Annotated in this window: 17 protein-coding genes and 3 pseudogenes; 13 read left to right on the top strand and 7 right to left on the bottom strand. The window is 57.9% G+C overall.

Annotation, left to right across the window (positions count from 1 at the left end; all coding sequences use genetic code 11):
• Positions 1-59 precede the first annotated feature (59 nt).
• The 9 genes and pseudogenes from ABID12_RS19105 to ABID12_RS19065 all read left to right on the top strand — a co-directional run bounded on the left by ABID12_RS19105 (position 60) and on the right by ABID12_RS19065 (position 7,878).
• Positions 60-1,007 (top strand): hypothetical protein, encoded by a 948-nt coding sequence (locus ABID12_RS19105; protein ID WP_354435687.1) that lies wholly within the window; start codon positions 60-62, stop codon positions 1,005-1,007.
• A gap of 53 nt (positions 1,008-1,060) precedes the next feature.
• A pseudogene (locus tag ABID12_RS19100) lies at positions 1,061-1,834 on the top strand (DUF2169 domain-containing protein); the annotation flags it as partial.
• Between the two features lie 13 nt (positions 1,835-1,847).
• The gene (locus ABID12_RS19095) at positions 1,848-2,828 is read left to right on the top strand and encodes a type VI immunity family protein (protein ID WP_354435686.1); all 981 of its coding nucleotides are present in this window, start codon (positions 1,848-1,850) and stop codon (positions 2,826-2,828) included.
• The gene (locus tag ABID12_RS19090) at positions 2,807-3,829 is read left to right on the top strand and encodes a type VI immunity family protein (protein ID WP_354435685.1); all 1,023 of its coding nucleotides are present in this window, start codon (positions 2,807-2,809) and stop codon (positions 3,827-3,829) included. The genes ABID12_RS19095 and ABID12_RS19090 overlap by 22 nt, the downstream gene beginning before the upstream one ends.
• The gene (locus tag ABID12_RS19085; RefSeq protein ID WP_354435684.1) at positions 3,808-4,110 is read left to right on the top strand and encodes a hypothetical protein; all 303 of its coding nucleotides are present in this window, start codon (positions 3,808-3,810) and stop codon (positions 4,108-4,110) included. The genes ABID12_RS19090 and ABID12_RS19085 overlap by 22 nt, the downstream gene beginning before the upstream one ends.
• 194 nt (positions 4,111-4,304) lie before the next feature.
• Positions 4,305-4,796 carry a DUF2169 domain-containing protein gene (locus ABID12_RS19080; protein WP_354435683.1) on the top strand — a complete coding sequence of 164 codons (492 nt, stop codon included), beginning with the start codon at positions 4,305-4,307 and terminating at the stop codon, positions 4,794-4,796.
• The gene (locus tag ABID12_RS19075) at positions 4,793-6,232 is read left to right on the top strand and encodes a DUF4150 domain-containing protein (protein ID WP_354435682.1); all 1,440 of its coding nucleotides are present in this window, start codon (positions 4,793-4,795) and stop codon (positions 6,230-6,232) included. Before ABID12_RS19080 ends, ABID12_RS19075 begins: the two co-directional genes overlap by 4 nt.
• Complete coding sequence (locus ABID12_RS19070; RefSeq protein ID WP_354435681.1) at positions 6,229-7,401, top strand: hypothetical protein; 1,173 nt, start codon at positions 6,229-6,231, stop codon at positions 7,399-7,401. The genes ABID12_RS19075 and ABID12_RS19070 overlap by 4 nt, the downstream gene beginning before the upstream one ends.
• A gap of 36 nt (positions 7,402-7,437) precedes the next feature.
• Positions 7,438-7,878 carry a polymorphic toxin type 15 domain-containing protein gene (locus tag ABID12_RS19065; protein ID WP_354435680.1) on the top strand — a complete coding sequence of 147 codons (441 nt, stop codon included), beginning with the start codon at positions 7,438-7,440 and terminating at the stop codon, positions 7,876-7,878.
• Here the strand turns inward: ABID12_RS19065 and ABID12_RS19060 are convergent.
• From ABID12_RS19060 to ABID12_RS19050, 3 genes and pseudogenes are all read right to left on the bottom strand, one after another.
• Positions 7,875-8,383: pseudogene (locus ABID12_RS19060) on the bottom strand (IS5 family transposase); the annotation flags it as partial. The gene ABID12_RS19065 and the pseudogene ABID12_RS19060 overlap by 4 nt on opposite strands.
• 57 nt (positions 8,384-8,440) lie before the next feature.
• A pseudogene (locus tag ABID12_RS20880) lies at positions 8,441-8,644 on the bottom strand (transposase); the annotation flags it as partial.
• Positions 8,645-8,786: 142 nt separating this feature from the next.
• Positions 8,787-9,860 (bottom strand): tyrosine-type recombinase/integrase, encoded by a 1,074-nt coding sequence (locus ABID12_RS19050; protein WP_354435678.1) that lies wholly within the window; start codon positions 9,858-9,860, stop codon positions 8,787-8,789.
• Between the two features lie 96 nt (positions 9,861-9,956).
• Between ABID12_RS19050 and dusA the strand changes: the two genes are divergently transcribed.
• Complete coding sequence (gene dusA / locus ABID12_RS19045; protein ID WP_354435677.1) at positions 9,957-10,976, top strand: tRNA dihydrouridine(20/20a) synthase DusA; 1,020 nt, start codon at positions 9,957-9,959, stop codon at positions 10,974-10,976.
• Between the two features lie 20 nt (positions 10,977-10,996).
• On the opposite strand, the gene alaS is transcribed toward dusA, so the two are convergent.
• The 3 genes from alaS to ABID12_RS19030 form a co-directional block, all read right to left on the bottom strand.
• Positions 10,997-13,651: an alanine--tRNA ligase gene (gene alaS, locus ABID12_RS19040; protein WP_354435676.1), complete on the bottom strand. Its 2,655-nt coding sequence runs from the start codon at positions 13,649-13,651 to the stop codon at positions 10,997-10,999.
• A 169-nt stretch (positions 13,652-13,820) separates the two neighbouring features.
• Complete coding sequence (gene recA, locus ABID12_RS19035; RefSeq protein ID WP_319520176.1) at positions 13,821-14,903, bottom strand: recombinase RecA; 1,083 nt, start codon at positions 14,901-14,903, stop codon at positions 13,821-13,823.
• A gap of 159 nt (positions 14,904-15,062) precedes the next feature.
• Positions 15,063-16,727: a SulP family inorganic anion transporter gene (locus ABID12_RS19030; RefSeq protein WP_354435675.1), complete on the bottom strand. Its 1,665-nt coding sequence runs from the start codon at positions 16,725-16,727 to the stop codon at positions 15,063-15,065.
• 165 nt (positions 16,728-16,892) lie between these two features.
• On the opposite strand from ABID12_RS19030, the gene ABID12_RS19025 reads away from it, so the two are divergent.
• Positions 16,893-17,747, top strand: a complete 855-nt coding sequence (locus ABID12_RS19025; protein WP_354435674.1) for an AraC family transcriptional regulator — start codon at positions 16,893-16,895, stop codon at positions 17,745-17,747.
• A 13-nt stretch (positions 17,748-17,760) separates the two neighbouring features.
• Here ABID12_RS19025 and ABID12_RS19020 read toward each other — a convergent pair whose 3' ends face one another.
• Positions 17,761-18,618 (bottom strand): MurR/RpiR family transcriptional regulator, encoded by an 858-nt coding sequence (locus ABID12_RS19020; RefSeq protein ID WP_354435673.1) that lies wholly within the window; start codon positions 18,616-18,618, stop codon positions 17,761-17,763.
• 264 nt (positions 18,619-18,882) lie between these two features.
• Between ABID12_RS19020 and murQ the strand changes: the two genes are divergently transcribed.
• Together murQ and ABID12_RS19010 are read left to right on the top strand one after the other, a co-directional pair.
• Positions 18,883-19,815, top strand: coding sequence for an N-acetylmuramic acid 6-phosphate etherase (gene murQ / locus ABID12_RS19015; RefSeq protein WP_354435672.1), 933 nt, complete (start codon positions 18,883-18,885; stop codon positions 19,813-19,815).
• A 62-nt stretch (positions 19,816-19,877) separates the two neighbouring features.
• Complete coding sequence (locus tag ABID12_RS19010) at positions 19,878-21,401, top strand: ABC transporter substrate-binding protein (protein WP_354435671.1); 1,524 nt, start codon at positions 19,878-19,880, stop codon at positions 21,399-21,401.
• Positions 21,402-21,406 lie beyond the last annotated feature (5 nt).

The following is a 21,406-nucleotide window of genomic DNA, read 5'->3' as shown; positions in this document are numbered from 1 at the left end:
CGGACTGGCAGTCCGAAGATGTCGCCAGGCTCATTTCGGGCGCCGCATTCGGCCCGGAAATGTTTGCCATCGCCACCAGCCTGGCCGGCGAATACCACTATGAATTCGACAATTATTGCCGCTTTCTGCGCTATGTCGAAGGCCAGTGGATCATGACCGAAATCGGCGACCGGATCGCCAGCATGATCCGCTATCAGGCGCCCGGCTGGAAAAGACCGGGACTGGTGACCATGTCGTGGAGCGGCCAGGTCGTTTTTCTCGGCGACACAGTCTGGGAGGAACATATACCCGATGCCGGCATCGATGACGGCAATGGCTATATCAACCGCATTGTTGACATTGATGGCGTCCTGTTCACCTGCGGCGACATGGGCCAAATATTCCGGCGCATGGAAAGCGGGGAATGGGTTCATACGGACAATGGCACTTACAGCGCCTCCGGTGTTTCAGTGCCAGAAGAGCCTTCCAGAGGCAAGTTCTTCAGTATCAACACAATAGCCAGCATTGATTTCATGCGATTTTATGCGGCAGGTAATGCGACAGCATCGATTGGCCTTTTATTCACCCGAGCCCAAAACGACCCTTGGCAGCGCGTTCCGTTGCCGGATGGGACGAAATGGCTTCTGGATATTGCCATTGAAGATGAAGAAACGATTTTTTTGTCAACCAGAGGCCATATCCTCAAGGGCAATCTGCAATCCGGCTTTGCGCCTGTGCCTTTCGCCTCGCCTGCTGATCGCAACCCCCACAACCCGGACATAACGGCGCTTGCCTTCTACAAGGGCCATCTTCATAGCGCTGACGGCGCAGGCATTTGCCGCCTCGACAGCGACGGCCTGCATCGCCTTGAAGGTTTCGATAATAGGCAGATCGGGCCCCACACTCTGCAGGTCAGTGACGGCTACCTCTGGGTTTTTGGGTATCGCGGCGTTGCCCGTTTCGACGGAACGATATGGAAATATTACCACCCGCCGAGATTGTCATCCGACCCAAACAGCGACCTTTGAGCCTGTCGCCGGAGAAGCCAAGGACGTCAAATACGGTATAGCGGGCGACCTACGAGATCGCACCCACAGACGGCGCGCTCACCCTCAAGGAGCCGCAATCGCCGATCCTTTATACCGACGCATATGACAACAAGGGCCAGCTGATCTTTCCCGCCGATTTCGTGCCGCACAAGCCGGCGACGGATGTCACGGCGCTCGCCTGGGCCTATCCGCCGGAGGGCAGGCCGGAGAAAAGCGGCACGCAATCAGGTGTGCGCATTGTGGCCGCGGGCGCGAAGGCCAGCGGCAAGAACCCCTGCGACGAGATCTGCGAGATCGCCTGCGACTGCATGAACGACCGGCAGGGCGCACAGACCTTGACCCGATGTGTGGAAAACGAGCTACGCAAACGCTATTACGACCCGGAAAACGGAACATTTCCCGACGGTACCGCCCGCTATCCCTCAACGCCTGAGTCTGACGGCCCGCGCCCGGAAGTCAGCTATGATCCGAATGTACCGAATGGTTATATTCCAAGAAACAGCTCCAGAAATCCCGGTATGCCGTCGAGCCATTATCCTTATACCGGCATGCCGCGGCCTGACATTTCCTGGTGGAAGGATGGAAAACTCTGGAAGATATTCGAGCTCAAGTTTCCGAGAGCCGGTGGCGGTGTGGATGGACAGACCAGGATGCAAAGAGATGGTGCATACAAGAGAATTGCAGAAAATCAGGGGCTAGATCCGAGGAAAGATGTGATTGAGCTTGATATTGAGAAGGACTGCACTTGTTTGTCAAATGGCGGTGGCCACTCGAAGACCAACAAATGCGAAGGCCTCAAAACCTGAATGGAGGTGAGTCATGGACATCCCAACTGATCTGAAACTCAACGTTAAAGATATCGAAACCCGTGGCATCTATCGAGATGATAGCGTTGAAAAAATTCGCTCTCGTGTCGGTATCCTTGTATCGATTTATTTCCTTGATGGCTGGACGGCCGAGAAACGGCAAGGGCTGTTCGAATGCGCCAAGGACTATATGACGCTGTTTCCCGAAGAAATAACATACTATCACTTTGATGATCTTCCACGCGGGAAAAAATGGAAGGTCGGTGTTGTTCCAGAAGACCTGAAAGACCATGTTACGGCTTCGGCTGAGGGCGACGAGGTTTATTTCGATCTTTTTCATTTCGACGAGGCCGAAGACAGTGATCCCAGCTTCTGCCGGTTCATGGCGTTCGCATTTCCAAAAGAGAAAACGTGGCACACGCTTTCAGGTATCAAAGCGCATTTCCCTCCAAGCTTCGTATTCTCCTCTCCTGATCGTTTTGTCGAGATCATCCGTCAATGGAGCGAGAGGCTCGGCGCCATCCATGGCTCGGCTGGGCTTGGTGCACTTTCCTTGCCGGGCAATGAGACATCGGCCACCGAAGCCTATTACTATCCCTGGCTGATGCAGTACCCGGCGCTGGAATATGATGCTATGGGCGACTATTGGAACGAGTGCGAAAGAAATAGGGAGGGAGACAAACCCCGCTCCTCCAACTGGCTCACGATCCTCGGCAGGCCGAATCTCGACAGACTGGGTGGCTATGTGGCCGTCGAAAGCCAGCTGACCAAGGGCATGACCATGTATTATTTCGAGGGCGGCGCTCTGATCCGGGCCTCGGAGCTTCCCGCCCTTGGCGACGAGGCCACCGGCGGCATTCCCGAAGGCTATCGCACCGCCGCCCGCATCATCAAGCCGATCCGCTTCGAAGGTTACAAATACGGCGTCATCCTCGAACCTTTCGATGTTGACGGACCTGAGATCACGCTTGAATGGATACGAAGGTTCGATTGAGCGAGATGGATATTCCGACCGACCTGAAACTCGATCCGAAAGATATCGAAACCCGTGGCATCTATCGAGATGATAGCGTTGAAAAAATTCGCTCTCGTGTCGGCATCCTTGTATCGATTTACTTCCTTGATGGCTGGACGGCCGAGAAACGGCAAGGGCTGTTCGAATGTGCAAAGGACTATATGACGCTGTTTCCCGAAGAAATAACATACTATCACTTTGATGATCTTCCACGCGGGAAAGAATGGAAGGTCGGTGTTGTTCCAGAAGACCTGAAAGACCATGTTACGGCTTCGGCTGAGGGCGACGAGGTTTATTTCGATCTTTTTCATTTCGACGAGGCCGAAGACAGTGATCCCAGCTTCTGCCGGTTCATGGCGTTCGCATTTCCAAAAGAGAAAACATGGCACACGCTATCAGGTCTGAAAGCGCATTTCCCTCCAAGCTTCGTATTCTCCTCTCCTGATCGCTTTGTCGAGATCATCCGTCAATGGAGCGAGAAGCTCGGTGCCATCCACGGCTCGGCTGGGCTTGGTGCACTTTCCTTGCCGGGCAATGAGACATCGGCCACCGAAGCCTATTACTTTCCGTGGCTGATGCAGTACCCGGCGCTGGAATATGATGCCATGGGGCGATATTGGAACGAGTGCGAGAGGAATGGCGAATGCGACCAGCCCCGCTCCTCCAACTGGCTGACGATCCTGGGGAGACCGAACCTCGACAGGCTGGGCGGCTATGTGGCCGTCGAAAGCCAGATGACCAAGGGCATGACCATGTATTATTTCGAGGGCGGCGCGCTGATCCGGGCCTCGGAGCTTCCAGCACTTGGCGACGAGGCCACCGGCGGTATTCCCGAAGGCTATCGCACCGCCGCCCGCATCATCAAGCCGATCCGCTTCGAAGGCTACAAGTTCAGCGTCATCAAGCTTCCCAAACATCTGAACACCGGCCGTGAGGCCCGGTTGGCAGAAACACTGAAATGGATCAGGCGGTTCGATTGAGCGAGATGAGAATCCCGACAGATCTGAAACTCAATCCGAAAGATATCGAAACGCGCGGCATCTACAGAGATGATAGCATTGAAAGAATTCGATCTCGGGTTGGCATCCTCGTATCAGTCTATTTTTTTAATGGCTGGGCGGCCGAGAAACGGCGAGGACTTTTCGAATGTGCCATGGACTATATGACGCTGTTTCCCGAAGACATCGAATATTGCATCTATAGCGGTCAGGAGAGTGGAAAGAAATGGAAACCGGGTGTCACTCCGACGGACTTGACGTAAGCGTTACATCCAGCCCCTTTTTTAGTGTCTTCCCATGGCGGGGTGGGTGCCGGTATATTGGCGCGTAGCGTCAATATAGAGACGGCTTCTCTGCGAGAGCCGCTTTTTTGAATCCTGTCAATCAATTGATTTAAAACGATTTTTATGTCAATAAGCACTCACTCCAACTGACTGGGGCGCCGTTAGTTCGCCGTATGCGTCAGCCGCAGGGTTTTGCGCCGGTCGCGCCGGTCTGGGGTTTTCGCCAGCAATATGCCGGCACCTATGACGAAAGCTGGCTCGAAACCCGCCATCCGTTCCGGCCGTTCGATTTCGACTACCGCTTCTACAATTGCGCCCATCCGGACATGATTTTCTCGCCCTTCCTGAAAGGCGGCGAACGGGTGGAACTCGTCAACCTGCATCCGGAACAGAAACGCATCGTTCTGAAACTGCCGACGCTAACGCCAACGGCAACCGCCACGCGCGAAAACGGCACAGAGACACATGCCGGGCTCAACCTCGACGGCGTTCACTTCAACCTCGTAGCCAAACCGCCGACGCTGCGGTTGACATGGCGGCGCGCCCTCATGTGGCAGGACGGCATCAGCCGGATCACGCTTGCCGATGCGCACCGGCAGGACGGCAAGACGACCCCGGCCATTCCCGCCAATCCCGACGGTGAAGAAACGGAGGCCGCATCATGAGCCTGCCGCCCGATCCCGACTGGACCGCAACGCCGCGCGAGGCAATCCGGGATAATGCCAGGCCGAAAATCCTGTCCTTGACGCCGGATGTCTGCAAGACGCCGATCGGCAGCTCCACCCCGCCGATCCCTTATTGTGTCGTCGGCTATCCGGACGAGGCGGCCGACAATTACACATCTTCCGTGGTCTTCACCGGCCAGAAGGCCATGGTGCTGCGTTCGAACACCACCTGCTGCCACGGCGACGAACCGGGCACGGCCAAGGGCGTCAAATCCGGTACGGTCGGCGATATCTGCGAGCCGCTCGACCATTCCGCTACCGTGCGCGCCGAGGGCTCCCCCGTCATCCGTAATCTCGACAAATATTATATGAACCGCGGCAATACATTCGGCTGCGTCTACTGGACCGAAGATACCGAGACCTACGGCGGCAAGTATCCCGATGATGACAATGGCGTTCCTGTTCAGGTTGCCCAGGCGGCAGCAGCAATGGGCGCCGGTACGATGGGGCGCGGCACTGCGCAAATACTGTCTAAGGGAGTTGCAGGAGGCGTTCTTGGCGAGCTTGCCGGGCCGGCCACGCTGCTTGCGGTCGGAGCCATGCTTGGAACGAAGGAAAACCAGCGCGCCTGGTCCGATCCCGTTGGCTATATGACCCGGGAGGCGCAAAGATTCGGCGGCGTCGACAGCTTCGATATTACCGAGAACGCCATTTTCACCGCAGCAGTACAACAATTGCAAAGCGGTGTTGCACAGGGGTTCGTGCGTGATGAATTTTACCAGAATATGGATTCATACCGGAAACAAATCAGCGAGGCGACAGCGGTTGCTGATCCGAACAGTGAGGACCGGAATAAGAAGAGACTTAACGATGCTATGGCTGTCGCTTCCATGCTGGCAGAAAATGTACGTGTATCCAGACTTGATGATCGTCCATGCATTGTGGGGCCATACAGTGAGGTTAAGCCCCTTTGTCCTAATGGAGAGGCGCATCATGTCGTTCCCGATATGGTTTACCGCCTTACCGGCCGCAAGGACGCAGTCCAGGAACGTATTCCGAACGCACCGACCGAGGGGGAAGGTATAGCAATTTGTTTGTCCAAAGGTGAGCATAGTCGTGCAGGTAACTCTGGTGGTGTGCATGAGTACATTTTGGATGAATTCGATGGTATAGATCAGCCCGGTTACCCTGGAACGGCTCCTATGAAGCGCGTTCTTAAAGCGTCTCAAGTGGCGCTATTCAGAACAAAGGGTATCAACTTTAACTGCGCAAGGCTGGCAAACAAGTTGGCCTCGATTCAGGTTATGGCCACAACCGGTCGTCAGGCACCGGGACGCATCAAAGAAAGACCACTTCCTTACGGCGAAAGCGCAGAGGTACTTCGCTTAGGGGCATATCCGAAAAAGGAAGGACCACTGGAAAGGATATTCAAGTGAACGAGATCATTGACGACGATGAAAACTTCGAAGAACTTTACGGAGAATGGAGGCCGTCTCTTTACGATGCAGCTATGGCAGATGCGCAACACTTTTCACTTTTGGTCGGTGGCCCGCGTTGGGACGATCCTTATACCATCGTCCTAATCCGCGATCTTGAGAATGAGACGTTTTCACGCCATGATGTGCGTCGTTATCTTGTCGACATCCGCGTAATGCCGGTTGACAGGACCAATGAAAAAGACCAGCCGTCTTATGTTGCCCTCAGTCAGAGCGGAGATATTTATATCTTCGGCCCTAAAGCTACAGAACATTTGATCGTACCGGGCTCACTGGCTGAATCTGACGATATGCCGGATATAAGGTTCCGATCAATCAGGCCTTACGACAAGCGATTCTTGGTGGCCGGCAGTGACGGATTTCTCAAGCTGGGGGGGGGAGATAGTTGGGAAGACGTCGCACCTCCTCTCGACATAGAATATCCCTACCGGGTGGCGCGCTGGTCTATCCTAGGCATAAACGCCAACGGAGATATCTATGTTGTTGGCAGCCAGGAGGCGGATGCGCGGCATTTTATCCTTGGGCCAGATCATCCATTGTATGATGAAAGCATGTCGGAACGTGATCGTGAAACGCTTGAAGATGATCTGTATAACAAAAAATTCACGTACCCCGCTCTTAAAACTCTTTTTATCGGCAGGCCGGGCGCTTGGAAGCGGCAGGAACTACCTGAACGAATAGCAAAATCCATGCCTCCGGATGCATTTGTTTCGTCTATGATAAGCGATGAAAAAGGAGACGATTATCTGATAGGTTCAGACGGTCTGATTTTGAAGGGAGACCCCAGTGATGGTTTTGTTGAAATCGGCTTTAGCGGAGATCGAGACAAGAATTTTTATGAGGTGACCTTGTGGGAAAACGATCTGATCTTGAGCGGGAGTACCCAGATTTATCGTTTCGATGGGCATTCGACAAGTTTGCTCAAAGTTAAAGTTAAGCAAGAGCCATACATGGTTGAAACCAGCAAGTTGGACGTGCAAGAAAACATGCTATATCTGTTTGACTACAGCCTGCGCTATTTCGCTTTCGACGGCGAGGAATGGCAGCAATATGACCTGCCGCAGGAACTGACAGAACGGCCCTTCAAGGGCAATCCGCCGAAAAAATGAGATGTAGCTCGGGCCTCAAACCATGAAAATGCGCTCGTGCTCAGTTCGTCGGCCAATCCAGTTTGGACAGATACGCCGCGCGAGGCAATCCGGGATAATGCCAGGCCGAAAATCCTGTCGCTGACGCCGGATGTCTGCAAGACGCCGATCGGCAGTTCCACCCCGCCGATCCCCTATTGTGTCGTTGGCTATCCGGACGAGGCGGCGGATAATTACACATCTTCCGTGTTCTTCACCGGCCAGAAGGCCATGGTGCTGCGTTCGAACACCACCTGCTGCCATGGCGACGATGCACTTCATGCTCTCGACATGGTGGCCGGTGGGCTTGGCGACAAGATTATCAGGTTGGGCAGTCGTATAGTAAACAGATCGCTGGGAGCGCAATGGAAAACCCGAGTCGGGAAGCTGGACGAATACGCTGAACAGGCCAAGAAAGACGGACAGAAGAAGATGAAGGTCAAATTGAAGGAATGCTAGGCCGTGTGGACGGATTTGATGAGGTTGAACGCTGCAGCGATTGAGACGATGGCTGAAAAGTTGCGTTTGGTTTTCTCACAGCGCAGGGCGACCCGTTTGAAGCGTTTGAGTTTCCCGACAGCCTGCTCGATGCGGGCACGACCTCGGTAGATGGCCTTGGCAAAGCGGGCAGGTTTATCTTTCTCGTTGGCTTTATGCGGGATCACCGGAATGGCACCGCGAGAACGGGCTGCGTTTCGGTTAGCCTTGCTGGCATAGCCCTGGTCTGCGACAGCCGCGCGAGGCGTTACGTCGGGACCGAGGTCCAGCAGAATCCGGAAATGCGGAGCATCGCCTTTTTCGCCTCCGGTCAGATCGAATGCAATTGGCAACCCGTCGAAATCCGTCTTCAGATGGATTTTGGTCGTGAAACCGCCGCGCGACCGGCCGAGCGCCTGACCTTTCTGCCCCCTTTTGCGCCAGCAGCCGATACATGAGCGCGGACGATTGTGGAATCGAACATCTGAACCAGACTGGCCGTCGAGGAAAGTGATGCCAGGTGTTCGAAAAAGAGATCGAAGGTGCCGCCCTTGCTCAGTCGGTCGAACCGTTTCCAGATGCTATTCCATTTGCCGAAGCGCTCCGGCAGGGCACGCCAGGTGATATTGTGAACTGCGAAATAATGAAGGGCTTCCAGGAAAAGTCGATCATCGCGGCCTTTGTCGCCACGTCGGGGTAGCGATGCCCGAAAAACCTCAAGCGCTACCCGCCAGTCGTCCTCTGTCATCTTCGTGCTCATGCCGACCTCCAATCAGTCGACAGCCCATGAATCAGACGAAGCTCAGAAGAGGAATCCCATTTCTTCAAACTGCGGCAATCCGTCCACACCGCCTAGGGGCACTTTGCGATGTCACGTTAGCCTTTGCATCTCATCCATTTGCAGGCATCCATTCCCAGTTCTCGTATTTGTCTCCCCGCTGTCGGATATGGGAATATCGCTTCAGGGAAACCCATGAGCGGTGGCCGGAGACTGCCGCAGCATGTGGGATGTTATAGCCGATCTCGAAAAGCCGGCTAATGCCTTCGTGACGCAGATCATGAAAGTGCAGGTCTTCGAGGCCGAGCAGCCGGCAGGCCCTTGTGAAATTGGCGCTGATGGATTCCGGCGAGTAGGGAAATATCCGTTCAGCTTTTTGCGGGGCGCGCTTGATGACAGCTAAAGCCGGCGCGGGCAGGTCGCACCAGTTGTCGTTGCCTATCTTCTGCCCCGGATTCTTCATATCCCGCACAAGAACCCGACTGTTCTGCTCGTCCAGGTCCGCCCATGAAATGCGGCAGATTTCATCCTGTCTGCGGGTCGAAAAAAGCGCGAAAAGAATGATTTCGTCCATCGGCATGGATTGTGGTGCCTGAGCTCTGCGTTGCCGAAAGAATGCCAAGAGCTCGTCCAACTCATCGAGTGTCGGCCGTCGATCGCGCTGTCGACTTTTCGAGGTCATCCCCAGCCGCTTGGCAACGATCACACCGTCCTGCATGGCCTGTTTATCAAGCGGATAGCCCCACGCGGGGCGTGCGATAGCAAAGACCGAAGAAAGGTGAGAGAGATAGTTCGCGACGGTTTGCGGATTCTTGTCGATAGAGAGCTCGCGCGCGAGTGCGACAATATGAGCGCTGGTGATCTCTTCGCAGGAGAGATCGGCGATATCGAAACTTTTCAGAGTGTGAAGGACCTGTGCCTTGGTCCTTCCCAGAGGGGCGGCGTTTTCCTTAATGTACTGGTCGATTACGTTCGCGAGCGTTACATTTCCGTGCTTCGCGCGCTCAAGCCCGCCGGGCTCGAACAGATCGCCTTCGCGCTTGTTCATCCATGCAACGGCAAGCTTCTTACGATCAAAGGTCTGGCTCTCGCTGTGGACTGTTTTGCCGTTTCGTTTTATGCGAATTTGCGCCGTATATGACATTCTGCCATTTCTGCGCTGTTTTCGAGCTGTTATGGTTCCCATCGGTGCTACACGTTTTCTCCGAATGCTACATTGTAGCACTAGCACTCCAAAAACAGCCTGAAAAGGCATAAAATAGGATAAAAATCCTAGGCTGGAATGGATAGAATTTTGGAAAGTTGCAATAAAATCAATGCTTCAGGAGAAAGGTGCTTCGCCATTGCACCGATGATCGATTGGACGGATCGGCATTGCCGGTATTTTCATCGGCAGATGGTAAGGGGCGGGCAGGTTTATACCGAGATGATCGTGGCGGATGCTGTGTTGCGTGGGGATCGGGGGCGTCTGCTGGGGTTTGATGACTGCGAACATCCGGTGGTTTTGCAGCTTGGCGGTTCTGACCCGGTGAAGCTTGCCGAGGCGGCGCGGATCGGTGCGGATTTCGGTTATGACGAGATTGGTTTGAATGTCGGCTGCCCTTCCGACCGCGTTCAGTCCGGAACATTTGGGGCCTGTCTGATGCAGACGCCCGAGATCGTGGAAAAGGCGGTTTTGGCGATGAAGGCCGCAGTGGATGTGCCGGTTTCGGTCAAATGCCGGATCGGGGTCGATGATCAGGATCCTGAAACCGTGCTGCCGGATTTTGTTGCGCGCATGGCCGGCGCCGGGGCGGATGCGGTGTGGATCCACGCGCGCAAGGCCTGGCTCAAGGGGTTGAGCCCGAAAGAAAACCGGACAATCCCGCCGCTTGACTATGGGCTGGTTCACCGCATGAAGTTGGAGTTTCCGGATCTCTTCATTGGCGTGAATGGCGGGATCGCCACGTTGGACGAAGCCGAGGCGCAGCTGGCCCATGTCGATGGCGTGATGCTGGGACGTGCCGCCTACCAGACCCCGCGCATTTTGGCCGATGTCGATCACCGGCTTTTCGGCCAGCCGGAAAAGGCGCTGGATCTTGAGGCGCTTTGCCGGACCATGATGGATTATGCCGAAAGGCAGATGGGGCAGGGTGTCCGGTTGTCCCAGATCACCCGCCATATGATCGGTCTTTTCAGCGGATATGCAGGTGCACGACTCTACCGCCAGATCCTGTCGACCGAGGCGCCGAAACAGGGTGCAGGACCGGAGGTTATCGCCGCCGCCTTCGCGGCGGTGGAATATGATGCCGAAACGGTCTGAGGTTTCGGCATCGGTTCTTCTCAGCGCTTGAGCGCCGTGCGGATCGCTTCGATCGCGTCGTCTGCCTTGTCGCCGTCCGGACCGCCGGCCTGAGCCATGTCCGGCCGGCCGCCACCGCCCTTGCCGCCAAGCGCAGCCGAGGCCTCGCGCACGAGATCGACCGCGGATACGGTGTCGGTCAGATCGGCTGTGAGCGAAACCACAACACTTGCCTTGTTGTCTTCGGCGATGCTGATGAACACCACGACGGTGCGCTCCCTGTCTTTCTTGGCGCTGTCGGCAAGGCCTTTCAGCTCCTTTGCGGCCACGCCGGAAAGAACCTTGGCGGCAAGCGAAATGTCGCCGATCATCTCCGCTTCATCGGAGGAGCCAGGGCCGCCAAGCGCGATCTGCTTGCGCGCCTCGGCAAGTTCACGTTCAAGCCGGCGCCGCTCCTCGGCAAGGGCGGAAACGCGGTTTGCCACCTCGTCGGGCTGCACCTTGAGGGTAGCGGCGAGTGCCTTGACCTTGTCATCCTGCTGGGTGAGGTAATGTCGTGCATCGACGCCTGTCAGCGCTTCGATACGGCGGACACCGGCGCCGACGGCGCTTTCGCCGACAATGCGGATCAGGCCGATCTCGCCGGTGGCGCGGACATGGGTGCCGCCGCACAGCTCAAGCGAATAGGTCTTGCCCGCCTTGTCGCCGGCCGTTGCGGTGCCCATGGAGACAACGCGCACTTCATCGCCGTATTTCTCGCCGAACAGCGCCATTGCGCCTTCGGCAATGGCATCGTCCACGCCCATCAGGCGGGTCGAGACGGGCGCATTCTGCAGCACGATTTCGTTGGCCATGTCTTCGACGACGGCAAGTTCTTCCGCTGTCATCGGCTTGGGGTGAGAAATGTCGAAACGCAGTCGCTCGGGCGCCACCAGCGAGCCCTTCTGGGCGACATGGGGGCCGAGTTTCTGGCGCAGCGCTTCGTGGATCAGATGGGTTGCCGAGTGATTGGCGCGCAGGCGCGCGCGACGCGCATGATCCACTTCAAGGCTGACCGGCTCTCCCAGCGTGAGGTCACCATCCTCGACTTCGCAATAATGAATGAACAGCCCATTGGCCTTTTTCTGGGTATCGGTCACCCGAAGACTGGCGCGATCGGTTGAAATCGTGCCGGTGTCTCCCATCTGACCGCCGGATTCACCGTAAAACGGCGTCTGGTTGACAACGACAGCAACGCTGTCACCGGCAGACGCCTTTTCCGCAGTGGCGCCGTCCTTGACCAGCGCCAGCACCACGCCTTCGGCCTTTTCCGTCTCGTAACCGAGGAACTCAGTGGCTTCGTGCTTGTCGCCAAGCTCGAACCAGATGGTTTCGGTGGCTGTATCGCCCGAACCGGCCCAGTGCGCGCGCGCTTCGGCACGCTGACGGTGCATGGCGTCCTGAAAGCCGGACAGGTCGACGTGAATGCCGCGCGCGCGCAGTGCATCCTGGGTCAGGTCAAGCGGAAAGCCATAGGTGTCGTAGAGCTTGAAGGCGGTCTCGCCGTCGAGGCTTTCACCTTCGGAGAGATTGCGTGTGGCATCCTCAAGCAGTGTCAGGCCGCGATCGAGGGTTTTGCGGAAGCGTGATTCTTCAAGCTGAAGCGTTTCCGAAATCAGGGATTCAGCACGCTGCAATTCGGGATAGGCGCGGCCCATCTCGCCGACCAAGGTCGGCAGCAGCCGATAGATGATCGGCTCTCTGGCGCCGAGCAGTTCGGCATGGCGCATGGCGCGACGCATGATCCGGCGCAGCACATAGCCGCGGCCCTCATTCGACGGCAGCACGCCATCGGCAATCAGGAAAGCGGATGAGCGCAGGTGATCGGCAATCACACGGTGGCTGGCCTGCCGCTCGCCCTCGGCTTTTACACCCGTCAGTTCTTCGGATGCACCGATCAGCTTCTGGAACAGGTCGATGTCGTAATTGTCATGCTTGCCCTGCAGGACGGCGGCAACCCGCTCCAGACCCATGCCGGTATCGATCGACGGACGGGGAAGGTCCTCGCGCCGCTCGGGCGTGAGCTGCTCATACTGCATGAAAACGAGATTCCAGATCTCGATGAAACGGTCGCCATCTTCTTCCGGCGATCCGGGCGGGCCGCCCCAGATATGGTCGCCATGGTCGAAGAAGATCTCGGAACAGGGGCCACACGGACCGGTATCGCCCATCGACCAGAAATTGTCCGATGTCGGGATACGGATAATGCGATCTTCGGGCAGGCCGGCAATCTTGCGCCAGAGATCGAAGGCCTCGTCATCTTCATGATAGACTGTCGCGAGAAGCTTGTCCTTCGGCAGGCCGAATTCCTTTGTGATCAGTTCCCAGGCCAGCGAGATCGCCTGCTCCTTGAAATAATCACCGAAGGAAAAATTGCCCATCATCTCGAAGAATGTGTGATGGCGGGCCGTATAGCCGACATTGTCGAGGTCGTTGTGCTTGCCGCCGGCGCGCACGCATTTCTGCGCGGTCGTCGCCGTCGAATAGGGACGGCTTTCAAGACCGGTGAACACGTTCTTGAACGGCACCATGCCCGCATTGGTGAACATCAGGGTCGGGTCGTTATGCGGCACAAGCGGGCTGGACGGGACGACCTCATGCCCGTTCCGCTTGAAGAAGTCGAGAAAGGTCGACCGGATTTCATTCACGCCACTCATGCTATGCCACGCCCCTTACGTATATCGGTGTTGTCTGCCGAGACTTTCACGGCTTTTAGCGACAGGCGCCGCCACTGTCCAGACAAGACAAAACAGCGGCTCCGTAAAGCCGCTGCTGATTTCATGTATCAAACGTTCCAGTCGTCCGCCGTGAGGCCGAACCGTGCGATCAATCGTCGTCGGTTCCGGTCGTCGGGCTTTCCTCTTCGGCATCGAGAAGACCTTCGGACAGCAGACCGGCATTCTGGCGCAAGGCCAGCTCGATCTCTTCGGCAATTGCGGCATTTTCCCTCAGGAACGTCTTGGCATTCTCACGGCCCTGACCGAGCCGCTGACTGTTATAGGAGAACCAGGAACCGGATTTTTCCACAATGCCGGCCTTGACGCCGAGGTCAATCAGCTCGCCCATCTTGGAAACGCCTTCGCCATACATGATGTCGAACTCCACCTGTTTGAAGGGCGGTGCCATCTTGTTCTTGACGACCTTGACGCGGGTCTGGTTGCCGACCACCTCGTCGCGGTCCTTGACTGCGCCGATGCGGCGGATGTCGAGGCGGACAGAGGCGTAGAACTTCAGCGCATTGCCGCCCGTCGTGGTTTCGGGCGAACCAAACATGACGCCGATCTTCATGCGGATCTGGTTGATGAAGATGACCATGCAGTTGGAGCGCGAGATCGAAGCCGTCAGCTTGCGCAGCGCCTGGCTCATCAGGCGGGCCTGGGAGCCGGGAAGGCTGTCGCCCATCTCACCTTCGATTTCAGCGCGCGGGGTGAGGGCGGCAACGGAGTCGACCACGATCACGTCAAGCGCGCCGGAACGCACCAGCGTGTCGGCGATTTCAAGCGCCTGTTCACCGGTATCCGGCTGCGAGATCAGAAGGTCGTGCAGGTCAACGCCAAGCTTGCGGGCATAGACCGGATCTAGCGCATGTTCGGCATCGATAAAGCCGCAGGTGCCACCACCCTTTTGCGCTTCGGCAATGGTTTGCAGCGCAAGCGTGGTCTTGCCGGAGCTTTCCGGCCCGTAGATTTCAATGATGCGGCCACGCGGCAGGCCGCCGATGCCAAGGGCGATGTCGAGGCCCAGCGAGCCGGTCGAAACGGTTTCGATCTCGACGATGCTGTCCTGAGCGCCGAGCTTCATGATCGAGCCCTTACCGAACGAACGTTCGATCTGGGAAAGTGCTGCTTCCAGCGCTTTGCTCTTGTTCACTGCCTTTTCCTCAACGAGTTTGAGTGAATTCTGTGCCATCGACTTTATCCCTTGTTTCGCCCGCCGCCTAGGTGAGGCTGTGATTTCCCTATCCGTACTCTATTTGTTCTCCTTTTTCAAGTCTTCTTGCGCCACTGTTTTTAAATTACTTTTCTATCCGTGTTCTTTTTACGTTCCGATCTCGCAGAGAGATGTGGATCACGTGTCGGCCGGCTGTGCTGCCGTGGCACCGCCGGCGGCACCGATGATTGCGGCTGCGGCGTCGAGATCGGCGCAATAGGTCACCCGGTTTTCGTCGATATGATTGGCGGTCAGGATCGCCTTGACCCTGGGGTCGACGCCGCTCAGCAAGACCCTGACATTGCGGGCGTGGGCGCGTCGGATCGTGCTTTCCAGCACATTGGCGGCCGACGAATCGATGTAGGAGACGTCCGACAGGTCGAGCACGAAATTCTTCGCGCTGTCGGCGATGCGATCGAGCACGGAGCCGACAGTGGAGGCTGCGCCGAAGAAGAAGGCGCCGGAAATGCGATAGACGATGGTGTCGGGATCGGTGTTGACGATCGGGTGTTCGGTCTTGGCGTTATAGTCGTCATAGGGGCTGACGGCGACATCCCGGCCCATGCGATCGATGAACAGGACGGCGCCGAGCGCAAACCCGGCGACAATGCCTTCGGTGAGGTCGCGGAAGACCACCAGCAGCAGCGTGACGGTCAGGATCACCGCATCACCGCGCGAACTCCTGAAGAGCGCCCGGATTGCCGGCTTTTCGACCATGCTCCAGGCCACCACCGCCAGAACGCCGGCAAGGGCTGCCAGCGGAATGAAGCGGGCGAGCGGGGCCGCCACCAGCATGAACACCAGCAGGAATGCGGCATGCAGCATGCCGGAAAACGGGCTTGTGGCGCCTGCGCGGACATTGGTGGCCGTGCGGGCGATCGTGCCGGTCACGCAGATGCCACCGAAGAACCCGGAGGCGATGTTGGCCACGCCCTGGCCGATCAGTTCCATGTTGGAGCGATGGCGGCGGCCGGTCATGCCGTCGGCGACAACGGCAGACAGCAGCGATTCGATGGAGCCCAGCAGCGCAAAAGCGAAGGCATCCGGCAGAACCGAGATCACCTTTTCGACCGACAGGGCCGGCACTGACGGAGACTGAAGGCCGCGCGGCAGGCCGCCGAACTGGCTGCCGATGGTTTCCACCGGCAGATGCAGCAGGGTGGCCGCAAGCGTGGCGACGGCAACGGCAATCAGCATGCCGGGCCAGCCGGGCCGCAGTTTTCGAAGTGCGATGATCAGGGCAATCGTGCCGACGGCAATGGCCAGTGCGGCAAAATTGGTGGTGCCGACGAATTGCGACAGATAGGCGACCTTGTCGGCAAATGGCCCCGGTTCCTTGCCCGGCAGGTCAAGCCCGAGGATTGCCGAAAGCTGGCTGGCAAAGATGATGATGGCGATGCCCGCCGTAAAGCCGACCGTCACGGGGTAGGGGATGAAGCGGATATAGGCGCCCAGCCGCAGATAACCGGCAGCGATCATGATCAGTCCGGAAATGATCACCGCCAGCATCAGCCCGTCAATGCCGTGGCGCTCCGCAGAGGCAGCCACCAGAACGATGAATGCGCCTGCCGGCCCGCCGATCTGATGGCGACTGCCGCCGAAAAGCGAGACGAAGAAACCGCCGATGATCGCGGCGTAGAGCCCGCGATCGGGCGAAACGCCGGAGGCGATCGCGATTGCCATGGAAAGTGGCAGGGCGACGATGGCGACGGTCAGTCCGGAAATGGTATCGGCCTTCAGCCGGGACAGGCCATAGCCTTCCTTGAGAACGCTGACGGTTTTGGGAACGAGACGGGTAGGCATGGCTTTGCGACCTTGCGCGGGGGGAGGAGAATGGAATCCTGTCTAACAAATCTGTTGCTTCTGGCAAGGGTAGCGTAACGTTTTTCGGTACGCGGGCAATTCCGCAAGATTTGTCAAACCGGTTCGTGCTTCAACGACAGGGCCAAATGAAAACGGAAAGAGATCATGAACAGTGAACCGGATTTTCAGACCTATCAGCAACGCCTGATGCGGGTGAGCGCCTATATCCATAACCATCTGGACGACGACCTCGACTTTGCCGGGCTTGCGGAAATCGCCTGCCTTTCGCCATGGCACTGGCATCGCATCTATCGCGGCGTTTATGGAGAAACCATTGCCGCGACGGTGCGGCGGCTGCGGCTTCACCGCGCAGCAGGCGAACTCGTCAATTCCGATGCTTCCGTCGAGGCGATTGCAAGACGCTCTGGCGTATCCAGCGTTCAGGCGTTTACGCGTGTTTTCAGGAGCACCTACGGCATCACCCCGGCGCGCTACAGAAGCGAAGGCCGGCACAGGATGTTCGATCAACCGGTCACGCAATGGGAGAGCGATATGTATGACGTCGAACTGCGTACGATGAATGAACGCAGACTTGCAGGCCTGCCGCATCGCGGCTCCTACATGGAAATCGACAAGGCCTTCGGGCCTGCCGCCGGTCTAATGGCTGCAGGCGGGGCATTCGGGCCGGAAACCGAAATGATCGGCGTCTATTACGACGATCCGGGTATAACCGAGGAGGCGGCGCTGAATTCCTTTGCCGCTCTCACCCTGCCGGATGACGCCGATGTGCCTGCGGGGCTGGAAAGCCGCAAGCTGGAGGGTGGCCGCTATTCGGTGCTGACACACACCGGCCCTTATGCCGAACTGCACAAGGCCTATAACTGGTTTTACGGAAGCTGGCTGCCGGCGGCAGGTCTCGAGCCCGCAGACGGTCCGCCCTGTGAAATCTACCGCAACAATCCGCGCGACACGCCGCCTGCCGAACTTGTCACCGAGATCTGTGTACCGCTGAAGACGTGAGGCGCGCGGGGTCCTATTTCTCGCCGCCGAGCTTCAGCGCGGTCACGGCCTCGCCGCTGTCGGCGATATAGTCGCCGGCGTCCTTCTGGCGCTGGAGCAGGAGGATGAACAGGAAGTCGGTCAGCATCAACTGGGCATCGCGGGCGGTGATGGCGGAGGAGCGCACCCGTTCCTCGTCGGCAATGGTGTAGAGCGCGATGCCGGCGCCGCGGGCGACCGGGTTTTGCTGCGGCCCTGTAATCGAAACCACGGCAGCGCCGCGCTTGCGGGCCAGTTCGGCAATCCGCACCGTTTCGATGCTGGTGCCGGAATGGGAGAGCGCAAAAAGCACATCGCCGGATTTCGAGGCGGAAACATTGGCCATCTGCACATGGCTGTCGGCATCGTGCAGCGCATAGCGTCCGAGCTTCTGCAGTTTCAGGCAGAAATCGCGTGCCACCAGCGAGGAAGCGCCGACGCCTGCCACATGGATGCGTCCGGCCGTATCGATCAGGTCGAGCGCGCGGGCAATCTCGCGCTCGTCATTGGCGGCAACCGTCTGCTGCATGGCGTGCATCTTGCTCGAAAGCATTTTCTGCGCCACCGTCGACGGGCTGTCGCCCAGTTCGATCGTGCTGTGCAGCGCGCCGGGCGGGCGCCATTCGCGGGCGCGGGCCTTGCTGACGGCGAGTTTCATCTCCTGATAGCCGGCAAAGCCAAATTTCTGGGCGAATTTCACCACGCTGGACTGGCTGCGGCCGGTTTCTTCGGCAAGGCGGGCAGAGGAAAGCCGCAGCACCTCGTCGGGATGTTCCAGAATGAAGCGGCCGATCTGCCGGTCCGCCGGTGCAAGGCTTTCAAGCTGCGCTTCGATCACGTTGAGAACGGACACGGTTTTCCTCTCGCCTGGGACGTATCGGGCGGAATAATAAATTCCTTATTTCTGGAATACAATGGAATGATTGCGAAAGTGTAACGGGTTTCCCTGTGTTGCCGAAGCCCCTGACGGGTGGCAGGTAAGCCCGTTGTCGATATGGAATAAATTATTCTGAATTGAATTTGACAAATGGAATTTACGATTATAGCGTTCGTAAAAGGCCGTCGTTACAACAATAATAAAAACAAACGCAGCCGGTCATAACGGGGAATGCACTTCATGAATTTGCTGGCTGGCGAGCTTCAAAAACTGGTGTCCGAGGGGCGCAATCCGCGCACGCTCGATCTCGACCTGCTGTCAACGCGTGAAATCATCGAAAAGATCAATGCCGAGGATGGCGAGGCTGCCATCGCGGTCGGGCGGGAAGCTGATGCGATTGCGCGCGCCGTTGACCGCATCGTCGACGCCTTCAACGCCGGCGGCAGGCTCGTCTATATCGGCGCGGGCACCAGCGGGCGGCTCGGGGTGCTCGATGCATCCGAATGCCCGCCGACCTTTTCCGTGCCGCCGGGCATGGTCGTCGGTCTGATCGCGGGCGGTGAGAGAGCGCTGACCACGGCCGTGGAAGGGGCGGAAGACGATCCGGTGCTGGGCGCGCGGGATCTCGAAGCGATAGATCTGACGGCGAAGGATGTGGTCGTCGGCATCGCCGTCAGCGGGCGCACGCCCTATGTTATCGGCGCGCTCGAATATGCGCGGGAGAAGGGAGCGGCCACCGTTGCGCTTTCCTGTAACCCGGCGTCGGCCATCGCCGCGATTTCCGATATCTCGATTGCCCCCGTCGTTGGCCCGGAAGTGCTTGCCGGGTCCACCCGGCTGAAATCCGGCACGGCGCAGAAGCTGGTGCTCAACATGCTGAGCACGGCCAGCATGATCCGCATCGGCAAGGTCTATCAGAACTTGATGGTCGATGTGACGGTGTCGAATGCCAAGCTTTATGCGCGTGCCGTGCGCATCGTCATGGAAGCGTCCGGGGTTTCGGATGAAACCGCCGAGCACTTGCTGAAGCAGACCGGAAACGACGTCAAACTCGCCATTTTGATGGCGCTGACGGATATGGACATGCAGGACGGCCGCGACCTCCTCACGGAGACGGGCGGTTTCCTGCGCCAGGCGATCAATCAGAAGACGGCGCAAAGCCGCGATAGCTGAAGTCTCTCCGGTGCCGGCGAAGGCCGCATCGGCAACACGCAATAATCTCGAGGGATATGATCATGGGTAGACCCCGTTTCAAAAATCTGGTTTCCGCGGTTGCCGTTGCCGCCGCACTCGGCGTGGCAGGGGCGGCCGTTCCGGCATCCGCTGCAACGCTCAACATGGCATGGTCGCAGGATGCGACCGGTCTCGACCCGCACAAGCAGACCGCCTTTGCCTCGCTGCGCCTTTTGGAACTCGTCTATGAGCCGCTGGTGCGCACCGATGGCGAACTCAACATTGCGCCGGCCATCGCATCGTCCTGGGAATTTTCCGAGGATGGCAAGACGCTGACGTTCAAGCTTGATCCGGATGCGAAATTCTCCAATGGTGACAAAGTGATGCCGGAGGATGTGAAAGCATCTTTCGAGCGTATCCTGAACGAGGAAACAGGGGCTGCCGCGCGTGCCAACTTTCTCTCCATCGAAAGCATCGACACGCCGGATGATGAAACCGTCGTCTTCAACCTGTCGCAGCCGGATGTGCCGCTTCTGACGGCGATGTCGTCGATCAACGCCGCGATCCTTCCGGCAAGCCTGATCGAGGCGGGGACCAGCGGCACGGAAACGCTCGGCTCGGGACCTTTTGTGCTGGAGAGCTGGGAACCCAATTCACGCGAAGTGCTCACCGCCAATGAGAACTGGGCGGGCGGCGACGTCAGCCTCGACGGTATCAATATTTCCGTGCTGCCCGATGAAACCGCGATCCTTGCCGCACTGCGCACCAGTCAGGTGGATTTCGCGCTGATCAACGATCCGCTGGTCGCAACCCTGGTGCCGAACAATCCCGGCCTGACGCTGGATCGTGAGCCGGTGCTGAACTATCACGTGCTGCAGCTCAACGCCGAAGACGGCGCGATGAAGGAAGAAAAGGTCCGCCAGGCAATCTCCTGCGCCATCGACCGTCAGGATGTGCTGGATGCCGCGCTTCTGGGCGAGGGCAAGGTGACCGGGCCGCTGACCATGCCGGCCTATGCCACCGATCCGTCCGAACTTTTCTGCTATACGCCGGATCTCGAAAAGGCCAAGGCGCTGATGGCCGAAGCCGGCTATGAGGACGGCTTTTCGGCCAAAATCATGGCGGCAACCGGCGAACCGCCGACAGCGGCATCCGAAGCGCAGGTGATCCAGTCGCAGCTTGCCGAAATCGGCATCGATCTTGAAATCGAGATGATGGAGCTGAATGTCTATATCGACCGCTGGCTGAAGGGCGATTTCGATATGACGGTGGCGCTGAATGGCGGCCGCACAGACCCCTACACCATGTATAACCGCTACTGGACCAAGGACGGCAATCTCGCCCATGTCGCCCATTATGGCGACGACACGCTGGACAGCCTGATGCAGGAAGGCCGCGTTGAGACCGATCCGGCAAAGCGCAAGGACATCTTCGCCGAATTCTCCAAACACATCACCGAGGTTTCGCCGTGGATCTGGCTTTACACCGGTTACAGCTACACGGCGTCAAACGACAAGGTGAGCGGTTTCGAGGCCAACCCGACGGGCTCGCTCTTCGGCCTTTCCGCCGTCACCGTCAGCGAATGAGCGGG

This window comes from Martelella mangrovi, from assembly GCF_040545495.1.
Classification (GTDB): Bacteria; Pseudomonadota; Alphaproteobacteria; order Rhizobiales; family Rhizobiaceae; genus Martelella; species Martelella mangrovi.
This window is presented reverse-complemented; position numbering and strand designations above follow the sequence as displayed.

Excerpts from the sequence above, each read along its gene's own strand:
- ABID12_RS19030 (WP_354435675.1), bottom strand. The coding sequence starts at position 16,727 with ATGCCTACCCGTCTCGTTCCCAAAACCGTCAGCGTTCTCAAGGAAGGC.
- alaS (WP_354435676.1), bottom strand. The coding sequence starts at position 13,651 with ATGAGTGGCGTGAATGAAATCCGGTCGACCTTTCTCGACTTCTTCAAG.
- ABID12_RS19010 (WP_354435671.1), top strand. The coding sequence starts at position 19,878 with ATGGGTAGACCCCGTTTCAAAAATCTGGTTTCCGCGGTTGCCGTTGCC.
- ABID12_RS19075 (WP_354435682.1), top strand. The coding sequence starts at position 4,793 with ATGAGCCTGCCGCCCGATCCCGACTGGACCGCAACGCCGCGCGAGGCA.
- ABID12_RS19080 (WP_354435683.1), top strand. The coding sequence starts at position 4,305 with ATGCGTCAGCCGCAGGGTTTTGCGCCGGTCGCGCCGGTCTGGGGTTTT.
- recA (WP_319520176.1), bottom strand. The coding sequence starts at position 14,903 with ATGGCACAGAATTCACTCAAACTCGTTGAGGAAAAGGCAGTGAACAAG.
- ABID12_RS19025 (WP_354435674.1), top strand. The coding sequence starts at position 16,893 with ATGAACAGTGAACCGGATTTTCAGACCTATCAGCAACGCCTGATGCGG.
- ABID12_RS19105 (WP_354435687.1), top strand. The coding sequence starts at position 60 with ATGTTTGCCATCGCCACCAGCCTGGCCGGCGAATACCACTATGAATTC.
- ABID12_RS19095 (WP_354435686.1), top strand. The coding sequence starts at position 1,848 with ATGGACATCCCAACTGATCTGAAACTCAACGTTAAAGATATCGAAACC.
- ABID12_RS19050 (WP_354435678.1), bottom strand. The coding sequence starts at position 9,860 with ATGGGAACCATAACAGCTCGAAAACAGCGCAGAAATGGCAGAATGTCA.
- ABID12_RS19090 (WP_354435685.1), top strand. The coding sequence starts at position 2,807 with ATGGATACGAAGGTTCGATTGAGCGAGATGGATATTCCGACCGACCTG.
- murQ (WP_354435672.1), top strand. The coding sequence starts at position 18,883 with ATGAATTTGCTGGCTGGCGAGCTTCAAAAACTGGTGTCCGAGGGGCGC.
- dusA (WP_354435677.1), top strand. The coding sequence starts at position 9,957 with ATGGATAGAATTTTGGAAAGTTGCAATAAAATCAATGCTTCAGGAGAA.
- ABID12_RS19085 (WP_354435684.1), top strand. The coding sequence starts at position 3,808 with ATGGATCAGGCGGTTCGATTGAGCGAGATGAGAATCCCGACAGATCTG.